The sequence below is a fragment of the Candidatus Methanomethylophilaceae archaeon genome (assembly GCA_017524805.1).
Lineage (GTDB): Archaea > Thermoplasmatota > Thermoplasmata > Methanomassiliicoccales > Methanomethylophilaceae > Methanoprimaticola.
Window position 1 is genome coordinate 1 of sequence record JAFXUX010000030.1, and the last position, 15,736, is coordinate 15,736.

General features: G+C 55.8%; 7 protein-coding genes. 4 read left to right on the forward strand and 3 right to left on the reverse strand.

What is annotated here, in order from left to right; all coding sequences use genetic code 11:
- On the forward strand, positions 1-551 hold a 551-nt coding region (locus IKP20_05895; GenBank protein MBR4504485.1), incomplete at its 5' end, for a leucine-rich repeat domain-containing protein.
- Positions 552-850: 299 nt separating this feature from the next.
- Here the strand turns inward: IKP20_05895 and IKP20_05900 are convergent.
- From IKP20_05900 to IKP20_05910, 3 genes are all read right to left on the reverse strand, one after another.
- Positions 851-1,609, reverse strand: a complete 759-nt coding sequence (locus IKP20_05900; GenBank protein ID MBR4504486.1) for an alpha/beta hydrolase — start codon at positions 1,607-1,609, stop codon at positions 851-853.
- 290 nt (positions 1,610-1,899) lie between these two features.
- Positions 1,900-3,576: a hypothetical protein gene (locus tag IKP20_05905; protein MBR4504487.1), complete on the reverse strand. Its 1,677-nt coding sequence runs from the start codon at positions 3,574-3,576 to the stop codon at positions 1,900-1,902.
- 87 nt (positions 3,577-3,663) lie between these two features.
- Positions 3,664-3,909, reverse strand: coding sequence for a sel1 repeat family protein (locus IKP20_05910; GenBank protein MBR4504488.1), 246 nt, complete (start codon positions 3,907-3,909; stop codon positions 3,664-3,666).
- 333 nt (positions 3,910-4,242) lie between these two features.
- Here IKP20_05910 and IKP20_05915 point away from each other — a divergent pair, with 333 nt between their 5' ends.
- Genes IKP20_05915 through IKP20_05925 form a run of 3 tightly spaced genes read left to right on the forward strand, consistent with a single transcriptional unit; the run spans position 4,243 to position 15,733 of the window.
- The gene (locus tag IKP20_05915) at positions 4,243-13,167 is read left to right on the forward strand and encodes an amino acid adenylation domain-containing protein (GenBank protein MBR4504489.1); all 8,925 of its coding nucleotides are present in this window, start codon (positions 4,243-4,245) and stop codon (positions 13,165-13,167) included.
- A gap of 19 nt (positions 13,168-13,186) precedes the next feature.
- Positions 13,187-13,858: a 4'-phosphopantetheinyl transferase superfamily protein gene (locus tag IKP20_05920; protein MBR4504490.1), complete on the forward strand. Its 672-nt coding sequence runs from the start codon at positions 13,187-13,189 to the stop codon at positions 13,856-13,858.
- 57 nt (positions 13,859-13,915) lie between these two features.
- Positions 13,916-15,733 carry a SpoIIE family protein phosphatase gene (locus IKP20_05925; protein MBR4504491.1) on the forward strand — a complete coding sequence of 606 codons (1,818 nt, stop codon included), beginning with the start codon at positions 13,916-13,918 and terminating at the stop codon, positions 15,731-15,733.
- Positions 15,734-15,736: the final 3 nt, after the last annotated feature.

The window sequence follows — 15,736 nt, forward strand, 5'->3', positions numbered from 1 at the left end:
ACCTGGGGTTCGAGTGGGAGGTCGCCTCCATAGCCTCCAAGGCCTTCATGGGGAATTGCAAACTGGAATCAGTCACCGCCTCCGCCGACGTCGGGTACAGGTCCTTCTCCGGATGCTCCAGTCTCAGGTCCGTCGAGCTCGGGGGGGTCTCCTCAATCGGATCCTATGCGTTCAGCGGGTGCAAGGCCCTCGAAACAGTGCATAATGACGGCACCCTCGAATCCATAGGCACGAGCGCGTTCAGCGGGTGCGCCTCCCTCTCCGACATAGACCTCAGAACAGTCAAATCCGTGGGGAAGCACGCCTTCTACTGCTGCGGGTCCCTTACAAGAGCTGACCTGAGCAGCGCCTATTCCATCGGCTACGGCGCGTTCAGCGGGACGGACCTGCAGGACATCAGATTTGGTGCACTCTCTTACGTCGACCCCAAGGCGTTCTTCAGATACGCCTTCTATGACGGCGACGGAAAGATCGGGGCCACCGCCGAGGACCTCAGCCTTCGCCACTTCACCGGCGAGGGCAAGGTCCTGAGACTGCACTCCGAACAATGAACGGCCGGGGTCCCCGGCCGAACCTTTCCATCAGACGGCTTTGCCACGGGCCGCCTTTCCCCGTTCCAATTCCCCTTCCCTTCGACCCAATTCTCTGCCCTTACCCAATCTGTTTCTGAGTAACCCCCGCTGGAATCCAGCGGTCCCTCCCAACCCTTGGGTCCCAACTGGCTATTCGAATCATCCACCCTGGCTCGGACCTTATCAGACTGAGCCATACCCATAAAAGCAATCGGCGAATTGAATGCGTTTCAGACGGGACAAAAACTTTTGAGGCGATGTGCCCGAACTGAGAGCCCTCAGCACGATCGCTCATGGGAGGCCATGTGCTCCATGAACTCCTTGGAATAAAGCGATGGCTTCACGATGTGGCCGGTGTTTGGGATCCTCAGAGTTATGCATCCCGGTATCCTGTCCGATATGAAATCGCCGAGCTTCGGCTCCACCATTATGTCGCTGAGGCCGTGAACGGACAGCGTCGGTACGGATATCGTATGGAGCCTGTCCCGCGTGTCAAAGCCATCCAGAGCGTGCATCTGGTCTTTGAGGCCCTTGGGATCCAAACCTTTCAGCGATCTGAGCGTCTTCCCTTTAGATTCCAATCCAGAGAAGAAATCCTCGGTGAAGCAGAATGCGTTGGTCATCATGCTGATGTATTCGGGATCTCCGCCCCTCAGAGCGCAGTCCACTATGCCGTTCATGAAGTAGCTCGATCTCGCCGGCCTATATGGATAGGCAGAGACGAGAGTGAGAGTGATGAGGCGCTCCGGATGCTGGATGGCGAATTCCTGTGCTATATGCCCTCCGAGAGACCATCCGAGCATATGGGCGCGGTAGATGCGAAGATAATCCATCAGCGCCAGAACGTCGTCCACGAAATCCTGGGGCTCTATGGTGTCTGAACCGTATTCGGTCGTCCCTGCGCCCCTGTTGTCGAAGACTACCACGCGATATTTGGGCGTGAGATCCGGGATTAGCTGCTTGAAGAAGCTGGTGTCCCCGGAAAAGCCTGTGATCAGCACTACCGGCGTCCCTTCTCCCTCTTCTTCGTAATGCATTCTGATTCCGTTTATCTCAGCGTATGGCATGTTGATTCGCTACGTCATCGGAATTCGGTACAAATACCCATGCACATAACCGCTTCAATTTCTTGTCTGGTAGTCGCCGAAACAATAGCAGACCTCGTTCCGAGCGCTCATTCCGGCCCTCTCCTGCCTGTTTTTTGGAAGGGACACGCAGATTGCCGGCCATTATGGAATCTTCGGGGGCTTCCTCCTTGACCGCGGAGCCCGCGCCGATAATGTATCTGCCGCCTATGGCCACCAGAAAAATGCGTCAACTTCGGACATCAGCAAGGCATCTGGAAGATGTCCGGATAATCCATGGAAGAGAAGAACTCGCAGAGCACCGGATTCATGGCGACTTCTAATCCCCCGCCGGACGGGCGCATAGCCCCTGCATATCCGCGGCGCTCTCTGGCCGCCTGGATCAGGGATTCTTCCCCGAAGAGAACATTCGCAACGAACTCTTTCTCTGGCCAGCCCCTGACTTCTGAAAGGTCGGTCTCGGTGCAGACGGAATAGCCCCGATACGCGATAGCATTGTTCCTGCTGCCCCTGACGAAGACCCTGTAGCCGCGCAGAACGAATTCTTTCCCTCCTGCGGGCACGACCTTGATGGACCGCGGGATAGCTATAATCAGCGTCCCGTCCTTCCTTCTGAAGGCGAACGTGAGGCTGCTGATTTTTGACGTGTCCGAAGGGTATCTGCGGATATCCAGGCGGTTCTCCGGATCCCCTGTTTTGACTATTCTGTAGACTGCTCCAAGATCCACGTTGTAATGGCGCAGAGAATCGTCAACGTTGGCCGGGTCGAAGATTTCCAGGTTCAGCCTCTTATGCTCTGGATCGTAATCTTTGCTGTCGATCGCTGCCAGGAACGAGCTCAGATTTGCCTTGGAATGGACCAGAACCGGCATAGCCCTCTCATCATCCGAATCTTGGTACAGGTATTGGATGTATTCGCTGCCGTTGATTTCTATGGTGCCTATCTGCGCGTAATAAGCGGTCTTGCCCCCATATCTGACGCAATGGGACATCATATCTAACCAGCGGATCTTGAGGACGTGCTTCAGCGTATCCCTGTATAAGTCGCCGTCGAACATGAAGAATTCCGGGTTCTCCCGGTCTGGGAAAAGGCTCATCTCGAACCTGTGGTCCTTGTAAGCCAGGAATTCGTCGACATTCTCGTAGCCGTTGTAAAGACGGTCGAAATCGCCGTAGTATCTCAGCAAAGCGGCGCTTTGGGTAGGGTCCAGGACGAAATATTTCCCGTCGATCTTTATGATGCTGAAAGCGTGGTTATGCATGTTTATGTGGTTCTCTATCCCCTGCCTCAGAAGAAGCTCCCCGAGGATGAGGCAATAGCCGAGGCATATGGTGCTCCCGGTGAGAAGGCCGCGCATGCTGTTGTCGTCATAGCAGGTTTTCATGCATCCGTAAGGTGGCACGGAGATGTTGAGGCCGTCCCTGTACGAATCGTTGTACTGGATCGTGGACGTTATGCGGCTGTGAAGATACGCGAATTTCTGGAAATTGTTCCAGCGGGGATTCATAGGCTTCTCTATGTCCGCGATCACCGCCAGAATGCGGACCAACTCATCCGATGCGTACATATGCGGGCCGAACAGAGTTTTCAGGGAACTGAGGGTGCAGCAATCGAAGCTGTCGGCGTTGTTTATGCGCAGACTGTTCCTGGCGATGTTCACGAAATGCTGGCGTATGAAATAGTCGGTGCCCTTGCTGAAACGATCCATCAGCCTCAGAAACTCGGCGCTCAGACCCAGCGTAGTCCTGAGACTTACATGGCGCGTTATGCCCGCCGCCGCAAGGAAGATCCCCTCCGCCTCCTCCTGAGAGAATATCCAGTTCGAGACGCGGGAATCCACCAGACGGAACAGGGCGGCGACATCCTTTTCCGCCCCGGGCATCCGGGCCGAGATCCTTTCGTATGCTTCCGCTCTCATTTCACGGTAGGGGCGGCCGCTCCAGCTTCCGGTCGGCTCATAAAACCATAGGTCGGCGAGCTCGCCGATAGCATGCTCATTCCCTTGCTAAGCTGCGATCTTGTACAGCCTGACGGCATCACTGCGAGGATTTGGCAGCCACTTCCCTTTCTCGAAAAGCTCCATCATTTTGGCCAGCGCATCCGGATCCCCTTTTTCGGCGGCCGTTCTGAACAGGCTGATGGCCTTGTCCATCGATCTGCCGACCCCGAAGCCGCTGGCATACATCTCTCCGAGAAGGAAACAGGAATGCGCATCCCCATCCTTCGCTTGACGCTCATAAAGCGCTGCCATTCTGACTGGCTGCGATTCGGATGCGTTTCCATCTTTATGGGAAACTTCCTTGGAATCAGATTGGGGATCAGTTCCTCCGGGCGGAAGGCTCTGCTCCGGAGATTCGGGTGCTGGCGGATCCGCCGGCGCGCTTTGCTTCCCCTTTCTGCGTAACCATCCGAACACCATCCCAACCGGACACGGTATCCGTCATGGAGGATAAGCCTGTTGCCGCCGGATGCAAAACCAAATAATATTGCCGAACAAGTATTACTAATATAGCCAATTAATAAAAAAGCATTCGTCCACTATATTTATGATGGACGCGATGCGAAACCATCAGGGAGTGCCGAAATGCGCGATGTATTCGGGATGATTTTGGAGAGAATGGAATCTTCGCCAGATAAATTGGCGATATGGACTGCCGAGGGGACCTTCACATATGATGAGCTGCGCGAATACTCCTCTCGGGCAGCGGCATCTCTGAAAAGGGACGGCCTTCAGAAGGGCCAGGGAATAACCATAGAGCTTCCCCGCTGCAAAGAATATATCGGCTTCATGCTTGGGGCATGGATGCTGGGGGCGTTCTTCGTCCCCTCTGACAGCGCTTATCCGGACGACAGGAAAGAATTCATCGCAAAAGACAGCGGAGCCATGATACGCGTGACCCCGGATTACGTTTCCGATCTTTCGGCGGCCCCCCTCGATCGCGATCCAGTGATCCCTTCTATGGGCGACAGAGCTTTCATCATCTACACCTCCGGATCCACGGGCCGGCCAAAAGGCGTCATCCACTCCCATCTCTCCATTTCTTCGTACGTCGAAAGGATCGAAGACATGTTCAATGTCATGGATTCCGACAGGTTCGCGAACCCTGCGGCGTTCACCTTCATCGTCGGGACCGCGATCATCCTCCCGCTGCTTGCGCTCGGGTGCGAAGACTACATAGTTCCCGCCGACGTGCGCATGAATCTCAACAAACTATCGGATTTCACCTCCGAACACGGCATAACCATGACATTCATGGCGCCGGCGATGCTCCCATACTTCCGCCAGAGGAAGAAGACGATCCGCTTGGTCATCATCGGCGGAGAGCGCGCGGTGAAGGCATGGTCTGATGATTTCGTCATTGTCAACGGATACGGGTCCTCGGAGACCTGCAGCATGGCAACCTGCTTCTTCCTCGACAGAGCTTACGACAATACCCCTCTGGGAAAACCTGCCAAAAACGTATGCGCCTACGTTCTGGACAAAGATGGAAAGGAAGCGGAGGAAGGGGAGATATGCTTCGCCGGACACTTCTCGGACGGATATCTCAACCTTCCCGAAGCCACCGCCAAGGCCTTCGTCCCCAACCCGTTCAAAAATCGCGATGGATTCGGCGTGATGATCCGCACTGGGGATATAGGACGCCGCCTGGAGGACGGGAATCTGCTGTTCCTCGAGCGCAACGATTGGATGGTGAACATCAACGGGCAGCGCGTGGAGCCCGGGGAGATATCCGGGGTCATGATGGGTTTGCCAGGCATCATCCAAGCCGCCGTGAAGGACTTCGAAGGCGCGGACGGCCAGACCTTCCTCTGCACCTATTACGCCGCGGCCGCTGACATCCCGGTGGACGCCGTACGCGACTATCTCAGAAGCAAACTGCCGGGATATATGGTTCCTGCGTATCTCATCAGGATGGATAGGCTGCCCCTGAATGCCAGCGGGAAGATCGACAGGAAATCCCTTCCGAATCCGACCGAACCAGGGAGCGGCTCGGCAATAACCGCCGGGCCGACCGATTTCGAGGAGAATGCCGTCACCAAAGGAGTGAGGGAGATTCTGAAGTCGATAACCGGAAGGGATGACTTCCGCTACGATGAGAACCTCGCATACTGCGGCCTGAGCTCTCTCACGGCAATCAAATTCACGTCGGAAGTGATGGGAAGGTTTGGCGTCGATTTGGATGTGATTTCGATGCTGGGAGGATGCTCCATCGCCTCGGTATCGGATGAGATAATCTCCAAGCTGGTGGAGAAATCCGCTTCGGCGCCCGCGGAGAGGAAAGAGCTCAGGGACATGTACCCTCTTACCGGCCCGCAGATGGGCGTATACCAGGCATGCTACGCGGATCCGGATACGGTGATGTACAACCTTCCGATGCAGGCCAGAATCCCGAAGAGCCAGCTGTCCGGCCGGAGTATCGATGATATAATCAGGAAGGTAGTAGAAGCCCATCCGGGCCTAAAATGCACCATCGGCCACGACGGCAAAGGGGAGCCGTGCATGATCCCCCACCCGGACGCGGAAGTCAGGATAGAGCGCATGGGAGGCTCGGAATCCGATCTGGAGGCATACCGCGGAACGTTCGTGAGGCCATTCGACCTGTCCGAGAGCCTGTACAGGATCGTGACCTTCGATATCGGCGATGATATCGCGCTGCTTATGGACTTCAGCCACATCATGTTCGACGGATCGTCCAGTCTGGTCCTGATGGACGACATAAAGGCCGCCATATCCGGGAGAGATCCGATAGCCGAGACTTACACCATGTTCGACCTCTCGGACGAGGAATCGGAACGTGCTGGGTCGGGAGACTATAGTCGTTCTTTGAAGTACTATAGTGAACTTCTGTCTGATGTGGACGGAACATCCCTGATACAGAGGGACGCCTACGGCGATACCAAGTCCAAAGGCCACCTGAGATCCAAGCTGAATCTGCGGCCGGAAAGCCTCAAGACGTTCGTAGAAGCGTCTGGATCCACGGAGAACGCATTCTTCCAGTCGGTGATGGGCTTCGCCCTGTCCAGATTCAACTGCACCGACGATTCGTGCCACGCCACGGTGCACAACGGCAGAAAAGGAGGGAGAACCTCGCGCTTGGTGGGGATGCTTGTCAAGACGCTTCCGGTCGTAGCCAGATACGATCTTGACGAAAGCCCGGGCGCGCTGGTAAAGCGCATGACAGACCAGCTGGCAGCCTCGATGCGGAACGACACCGTGCCTTTCTCGGAGATCAGCTCCCGCTTCGGCGTGACATCGGATGTGCTCTTCGCTTACCAGGGGATCCTGGATGATGAGGGCGTCCTCGACTCCCAGATGGAGATAAAGGATGTCAAAAACGCGCTGACCGTCCAGGTCTATCCCATGAAGGACGGCTTCCTCATTGATTTGGAGTATGACGCCTCGATGTATTCGAAAGGCATCATGGAAAGCTTCCTCGATGTCCTGCAGAGATGCTCGACGGATTTCATCGTATCGCCGACGCTGAGGGACGTCGCCATCGCCGGGGAAGATGACATCGCCCTGCTGAAGCGCGTGAACTCCACAGATTCGGATTATGACAGAAATAAGACTATAGTGGATTTATTCAGAGAAAGGGCAAAAGAGCGTCCAGATCGCCCGGCTGTTGAGTTTAATAGTACTATAGTCTCCTATTCGGAACTGGACAGGATATCGGACCACATCGCTTCGTTCATCGCGTCCAAAGGCATAGGCAAAGACCGGTTCGTCGCCATCCTGGTCCCGAGATCCGAATCCATGGTCATAGCGGCGATGGGCGTGGTGAAATCGGGCGCGGCATATCAGCCTCTGGATCCGACCTATCCGGAAGAGCGCCTCCTGTACATGATGGGAGACTCCGACGTCAAACTGCTGATCGCCGACCGCTCCTTGGCTGGCCTGGTCCGCGGATACGAATGCGACGTGCTGTACACAGACGAATTCGATGAAAGATTCGGAGGCCAGGCGCCGGACGTCCGCTCCCTGTCTCCCTCCCCGAAAGACGCGTTCGTTATCCTGTACACATCCGGAACCACCGGCAAACCCAAAGGGTGCGTCCTGGAAAACGGGAACATAGCTGCCTTCGCGAACTGGTACGGCGATGAGATCGGCCTGGGCCCAGAATCCAAATACGCGACGTACGCCAGCTTCGGATTCTATGCGTGCATGATGGACACTATGGTGCCCCTCTCCCGCGGATCCTGCGTATGCGTCATCCCGAACGAGATCCGCAGCGACCTCGCCGCGATGGACTCCTTCTTCACGGAGAAAGGAATCACCCACAGCTTCATGACCACGCAGATGGGCAGGATGTTCATGGAGACCATCCAATGCAGATCTCTGAGCCACTTCTGCACGGGCGGAGAAGCTCTGGTGCCGCTGAACCCACCGGATTGGATTGAATTCCGCAATCTGTACGGCCCCACGGAGACCACAGTCAGCGTAACATCATTCATCGTCAGAGACGACAGCCCTCTCTTGCCGATAGGGAAGCCGAACACAAACGTCAGGGTGTACGTCCTGGACAGCGACCGCAGGATAGTGCCGACTGGCGCGTGCGGGGAACTCTGCATAAGCGGGCCGCAGGTATTCAGAGGGTATCTCAACAACCCTGACAAAACCGCCTCCGTCCTCGTGGACAACCCGTATTCAGACGGGCCGGACCACCGGAAGCTTTACAGGACAGGAGACATCGTCCGTCTCCTTCCCGACGGCAACATAGATTACATAGGCCGGCGCGACGGAATGGTGAAGGTCCGCGGATTCAGGATAGAGCTCACCGAAGTCGAAAGGGCAATCCGTGCCTTCCACGGCATCAAAGATGCGACGGTGCAGGCCTTCGACGCCCCGTCCGGCGGGAAGCAGATCGCGGCGTACGTCGTCTCCGACGAAAAGGTGGATATCAAAGAATTGGAGAGCTTCATCCTCAGCACCAAACCGCCGTACATGGTCCCGGCGGTCACGATGCAGCTGGACAGCATCCCGCTCACGGTCAACAGCAAGGTCGACAGGAGGAAGCTCCCAGTCCCGGCGCTGGACTTCGGCAAGGCGACCCCGCCTCAGACGGAAACTCAGAAGCGCATATTCAAGATAGCAACGGAAGTGCTGGGCACGGATAAGTTCGGGATAGACACGGATCTGTTTCATGCAGGGCTCACATCCATAGGCAGCATCCGCTTCAACGTCCTGCTCTCCGATGAGTTCGGCATTCCCTTCAAATCGAAGGACATCAAAGAGAACAGCACCATCGAGAAACTTGAGAAACTGATAGAAAGCTCCGCCCCCGCCAAAACCTACGGGATCCAGGACGACTATCCCCTCACCAAATCGCAGGAAGGGATATTCGTAGAATGCATGGCCAGGCCGGAAAGCACCGTCTACAACATCCCGCTGCTGATCAGGTACGACGATTCGATCGATGAAGGAAAGCTGAAGGCGGCCATCGTCAAGGCGGTGAACGCCCACCCCTTCATGATGGCGACGATTTTCGCCGACCAATCCGGGGACATCCGCCTGCTCAGAAAAGGCCTGCCGACGTTCTCCGAGGAGGAGATAGAAGAGGTGACCGCAAAGTCCATCGACTCCCTGATGCCGACGCTGGCCCAGCCTTTCAGACTCATCGGCTCCAGGCTGTTCCGCATCAAGCTGATACACGCCGACAGGAACTACCTGTTCATCGAGATGCACCACATAATCAGCGACGGCACATCGATGAACATACTCACCGAAGACATCACCAAAGCCTATTCCGGCGAAGAGCTGAGCGCAGAGAAGTTCAGCGGATTCGAGGCGTCGCTCAAAGAGGCCGAGGAGAGGACCGATGAGGCCCTGTCGAAGGCGAAGAAGTACTACGATGGCCTTCTGGCCGGATACGACAGAGACTCTCTCCCCAAAGGCGACAGATACCATCCCGATCCGAGTGCCCCCAGCGTTTTCGTGATGGAAAGCGAGCTCAACTCCGCGCCCAAACTGTCCGAGAGCTGCGAGAGAGCCGGGATCACAGTCAACAGCCTCATGCTCTCGGCTTTCGGATTCGTTCTGGCGAAATACAACGGCAACGAGCATTCGGTGTTCACGACGATATACAACGGGAGGAACGACTCCAGAACCATGGATTCCATCTCGATGTACGTGAAGACGCTCCCGGTGCTCTGCGACGTCTCGGATGAGTCGATGTCACCTCTACGCCTTTCAGAGAAGACCGGTGAGCAAATTCTGAGCAGCATGGCGAACGACATCTACTCATTCGCTGAGATCAGCCGCGAGCTGGAAGTCAAGGCCGATGTGCTGTTCGTCTATCAGGGAGACGGCTTCGGATTCGACAGCTTCTGCGGGAAGCCTTCAGAGTCCGTCATGGTAAGCCTCTCCGGAGAGAAAGAACCCATGCTTTTCCAGGCCGTGATCCAGGGCGGCAGACTCGCGTACCAGGTGGAGTACGACAAAGACAGGTTCACAGAGAAATTCATAGGTTCCTTCGCGAGAGCTTTCGATAAGGCTCTGTCCGAGTTCCTGGGATGCGCGACCCTCCGCGAGATCAGCCTTTCTGACGGGAGAACAGCGGAAGCCTTCAGGAAGCTGAACGACACCGATTCGCCTTACGACAGGTCGCTGACCGTCGTCGACATGTTCAGGAAGAATGCCAGGGAGCATCCCGACAGCCTGGCCGTGGTCCACCTCGGCGAGAGCATGACCTACGGGAAGCTGGACGAGGTCACCGACCACATCGCAGGATACGTCAATTCCAAGGGCATCGGCAGGGACGAGTACGTTGCTGTGCTGGTACCCAGATCGATCCACATGGTCGTCGCGGCTGAGGGGATAATAAAGGCCGGAGCGGCATATCAGCCCCTGGATCCGACCTATCCGGAGGAGCGTCTTCTCTTCATGATGAAGGACTCCGACGTCAGGCTGCTGATAGCCGACAGAAAGCTCCGCGATATGGTCCCAGGTTATGAAGGAGAAGTGCTGTACATCGACGAGATCCCGGGCCTCTGCGCAGGCGAGCGTCCGGACGTGTCCGCGCTGGCCCCATCCCCAGAGGACGCGATCATAATTCTGTATACCTCAGGCACCACCGGGACTCCGAAGGGCTGCGTTCTCGAGCACAGGAATCTCTCCAGCTTCCTCAACTGGATGATCCCTGAGGTAAAGCTGGAGAACGGATCGAGATACGCATCGTACGCCAGCTACGGATTCGACGCGTGCATGATGGACATCCACGCATCCCTGTCCAGCGGCGCCACCGTCCACATAATCCCCGACGAGATCCGCAAGGACCTGGCCGAGGTAGACAGATACTTCATCAGCAACGGGATAACGCACGGCTTCATGACCACGCAGATGGGCAGGATGTTCATGGAGACCACCCAATGCAGATCCCTGAAGGCATTCATGTCCGGAGGGGAGAGCCTCGTGCCGCTCAACCCGCCGAAATGGGTCGACTTCTACAACATCTACGGGCCGACGGAATGCACCGTGGACGTCACCACCTTCATTGTGAAGGACGACAGCCCGCTGCTGCCGATAGGAAAGCCGAACACCAATGTGAGGCTTTACGTCATCGACAAGAGCGACAGGATCGTTCCTGTGGGTTGCTGCGGAGAGCTTTGCATCAGCGGGCCCCAGGTGTTCAGGGAATACCTCAACAACCCCGAGAAGACAGCGAAAACCGTCACCAGAAACCCGTTCTCCGACGAGCCCGGACACGAACGCCTCTACAGGACCGGAGACGTAGTACGCCTGCTGCCGGACGGCAACATAGACTACATCGGCCGCCGCGACGGAATGGTGAAAGTCCGCGGATTCAGGATAGAGCTAGGAGAAGTGGAAGGCATCGTCCGCAGCTACGAAGGCATCAAGAACGCCACCGTGAAAGCGTTCGACGACCCCGCCGGAGGGAAGTCGATAACCGCGTACGTAGTCTCAGACAATCCTGTGGATTTCAAAGGCCTTGCAGATTTCATAAGAGCATCCAAGCCTCCGTACATGGTCCCGGCGCATTTCGTGCAGCTGGATTCAATACCCATGAACGCCAACGGGAAGGTCGACAGAAGGAAGCTCCCAGAGCCTTCGTCCGAACCCAGGAGAGCCGGGAAGGAGCCTTCTGATCCGATGGAAGCCAAGCTGTGCGAGATATATGCCAGCGTCCTCGGCCTGAAGAAAGTCTATGCGGACGACGACTTCTTCGAGATCGGCGGTACATCCATCTCCGCGTCCAAGCTGGTGCTGAGCTGCATGAACTCCGGGTTCCCGATAGTCTACAAGAACGTCTTCGACAACCCGTCGCCGGAATCTTTGGCCAAGTTCATCGGGACCTTGGGACAGACCGGCAAGGAGGAAACCAGAGCGGCGATCGACGAGAGCCCGCTGTCTTGGAACGTAACGGAGAACCTGGATTCCATAAGCTCCCACAGCCCGCGCAGGATCCTTCTGACCGGAGCCACCGGATACCTCGGTTCCCACGTCCTATGGGAGCTTCTGAGAAGGAACGCCAAGCATGTCTATTGCCTGGTCAGAAGCGGGAAGGGCCAGACTTCCGAGGAAAGACTGAAAACCATGTATATGTACTACTTCGGCGGGATGGGCACCGAAGACTCCCTCAGAAACGTCACGGTCATCGACAGCGACATCACCGACCCGAATCTGATGAGCAAACTTGAGGGATGCGAGTTCGACACCATCATCAACTGCGCCGCGGTGGTGAAGCACTTCGCCGCGGACGATTCGATAGACAAGGTGAACGTCGGCGGAGTGACGAATCTCATAGGCGTGGCGGAAAAGACCGGTTCCATCTTGGTTCAGATCTCCACCGAAAGCGTGGCCGGGGAATCCGTCAACGGAAGCATACCTCCCGAACGCAAGATCAGAGAGAATGAGCTGGACTTCGGACAGAACCTGGACAACAAATACGCCCGCTCCAAGTTCATGGCCGAGGAGGAGATCATCAAGGCCATCCCGAGCGGCCTGAAGGCGAAGATAATCCGCGTGGGTAACCTGATGAGCCGCGACAGCGACGGAGAGTTCCAGATCAACTTCGGCACCAACGCGTTCATGAAGCAGATGAAATCCTATGTGAAGCTGGGATTCTTCTCGGTCACCGACATGGACTCAGAGGTGGAGTTCTCCCCCATAGACATGGTCGCGAAGGCCGTCGTCATCCTCGCTGGCACCCCCGATAAGTTTACCACGTTCCACGTGAGCAACTGCCACAAAGTCCACATGGCAAACGTGCTCAAAGTCATGAGGGACAACGGGATGCCTGTCGAGGTCGTTTCGAAGAAGGAATTCGAGAGAAGGTTCCAGGAAGCGATGAAAGACGAATCCAATGTGGAGTACATCTCCGGACTGATCAGCTATCTGGGCAACGCAGGGGAGTCGCGCAGGTTCGTGGCCGCGGACGATTCGTATACTGTGAAAGCGCTGTACAGGCTCGGGTTCTCGTGGCCGATCATATCCGACGGATACATCGACAAGGCGTTCAAAGCCCTCAAGTCCATGAGATTCTTCAGATGAAAGCGCAGAGGAGAGAGCCATGAAGACAAGGACATACTACTCGGAAACAGGCCCCTTGGATGACCCGCGGCTTTACTCCGTCCTTTATGGCAGGATGCCTGATGAGCGCAAAAGGAAAGCGGACAGATTCCTGTTCCATAAGGACAGAAGCCTCTGCGTGGGGACCTGGGCGCTTCTGCGCAAGGCCCTGGAGGATCTCGGGGAAAACCCTGATGCCGTCGCTTTAGAATATGGAGCCAACGGCAAACCATTCCTGGAGGGATCGTGGGTGAAGTTCAACCTTTCCCACTCGGAGGAAAGGGTGATGTGCTCCGTCTCCGACACGGACGTCGGCTGCGACGTTGAGACGGTAAGATATGCCGGCCTGGACATGGCCCGCAGATTCTTCCACGGCTCGGAATACGATTCCATCGCCGCAGCGGAAGGTACGGAGGAGATGCCGATGCTGTTCTGCCGCTTCTGGACGCTCAAAGAAAGCTTCATGAAAGCCACGGGGCTGGGCATGTCGCTCCCCCTCGACTCGTTCCGCGTGATCCTAGGCGATGACATACGCGCAGAGCAGAGCGTTGACGATAGAGAGTGGCTATTCAAAGAATACGATCCGCATGACGGATACCGCTGCGCCGCGTGCTCCTTCGGCGGGGGCTTCGAGCCTTCGATGAGACGCATAGAACTGACCGAACTGACGTGATACGGACTTGTTTTAACGGACGAACGACAAACAGATCAAAACCTGAAGGATGAGACGATGACCGAGACCGCCGAAAAGAAAGGCATAGCTGGATTCCTTGGCTGTCTATTCAAAAAACCCCCGTCCAATGATGTCTTAGATGAGATCTTAGCTCAGAGAGACAGCCGCGGAGACAGGATTCTGGAAATAATGATTGCCGCGGTTATCCTCATGAACATAGTATGGATCAACCTGGAAGATGAAATGCCGCACATGTATCCGATTAAAATGGATATTCTGTACGCTTCCATAGCCATTATGTTCATATGCGCGGTGGCGTGCATCCTAATCGGAAGCCGCTGGTGGACGAAATACCTTCTGATAGGCTCGATCGCCCTCAATTCGTTCATCATCGTTGGCGTAATAGACCATACCATGATGATCATGATGATCCTGCCGGTGGTATCCAGCTGCATCTACTATCGCAACAATCTGACCAAGGCAATGATCGTCTTATGCGCGTTGTTGATGCTCATCGGACTCTTCCTATACGGCAGCTCATCGCCCATAGCGTTCGGGTTATACTATGGCATGACAGAGCTCGACAGAATGGTGTCCATGATCACCACATTTTACATCGTAGATCTGCTCATCTATCTGCTCATCTGCATCCCATGCTATTACGCGACTAAGAACGGGATTGACGATATCAGAAAGGAATACGATCTCAGAAGGGAGCAGATAGGGATGGAAAAAGAGATGTCCAACGCCAGAGGCATCCAGCAGGGGCTTCTCATTAAGGACTTCCCCTGCAAGCAATACTGCGACATCTCCTCGTTCATGTCCGCCTCCAAAGAGGTCGGCGGCGACTTCTACGACTGCTTCAGGATCGGGGACGACCGCCTCGCCATCGTCATGGCCGACGTATCCGGGAAAGGCCTGTCAGCCGCCCTGTTCATGGCCACATCCATGACCCTCATAAGGTCCAACGTGCAGGCGGGAGGGGATCTGGAAAAGGCAATGGAGAAAGCTAACAGAGAATTGGCCGCGTCCAATCCCATGAAATATTTCGTCACGGTCTGGATCGGCATCATTGACCTCAGGCATGGGGGCCTTTCTTTCGTGAACGCCGGGCACAACCCCCCATTCATCCGCAAGGACGGGAAATATGAGATGCTGATTTCGAAGCCGGACTTCGTGTTCGGCAGAAAGAAAAGGATGACGTACAACAGGCACCACATAAATTTTGACGTGGGCGACGGCATTTTCCTTTATACCGACGGAGTGACCGAGGCCGCAGGGCCGGACGGAAGCATGTTCGGTGTCGACCGCCTGAAGGAATCCCTTTCCTCGGTGGGAAACCTGTCCCCGGATTACGTCCTGTCCAAAATAAAATCGGATGTGGACAACTTCGTCAGAGACGCCGACCAAAGCGACGATATGACTATGATGCAGGTGGATTACACCCACGCATACGATCTCAAGCCCGATGACGGCATAAAGGTCCGCGCGGACAGGGAAGGATACGCTCTGGTGATGGAACGCATCAAGCAGAGGATGACAGAAGGAGGCTGCCCGCCCAGGACCATCACGGAAATGGAGACGGCCTGCTCCGAGATCTACGCCAACATAGACATGTACGCATACGCGGACAAGGAAGAGAAAGGAGACGTCCTCGTCACAACCGACATCGTCAACGGAGCGGTACGCATAACGTTCAAAGATTGGGGGATCCCGTTCAATCCTATCGAACACGAAACCCCAGACCCCATAGCCAGCTTCAAAGAGCGCAAGCGCGGAGGGCTCGGCATAATGCTGGTAAAAAAGATATGCGATGACGTATCGTACGTCCGCGAAGGCAACTGCAACATTTTGAAGCTGGAAAAAGAGATGTGATAC

Coding starts and splice junctions, on each gene's coding strand:
- IKP20_05900 (MBR4504486.1), bottom strand. CDS start 1,609: ATGCATTACGAAGAAGAGGGAGAAGGGACGCCGGTAGTGCTGATCACA.
- IKP20_05905 (MBR4504487.1), bottom strand. CDS start 3,576: ATGAGAGCGGAAGCATACGAAAGGATCTCGGCCCGGATGCCCGGGGCG.
- IKP20_05910 (MBR4504488.1), bottom strand. CDS start 3,909: ATGGCAGCGCTTTATGAGCGTCAAGCGAAGGATGGGGATGCGCATTCC.
- IKP20_05915 (MBR4504489.1), top strand. CDS start 4,243: ATGCGCGATGTATTCGGGATGATTTTGGAGAGAATGGAATCTTCGCCA.
- IKP20_05920 (MBR4504490.1), top strand. CDS start 13,187: ATGAAGACAAGGACATACTACTCGGAAACAGGCCCCTTGGATGACCCG.
- IKP20_05925 (MBR4504491.1), top strand. CDS start 13,916: ATGACCGAGACCGCCGAAAAGAAAGGCATAGCTGGATTCCTTGGCTGT.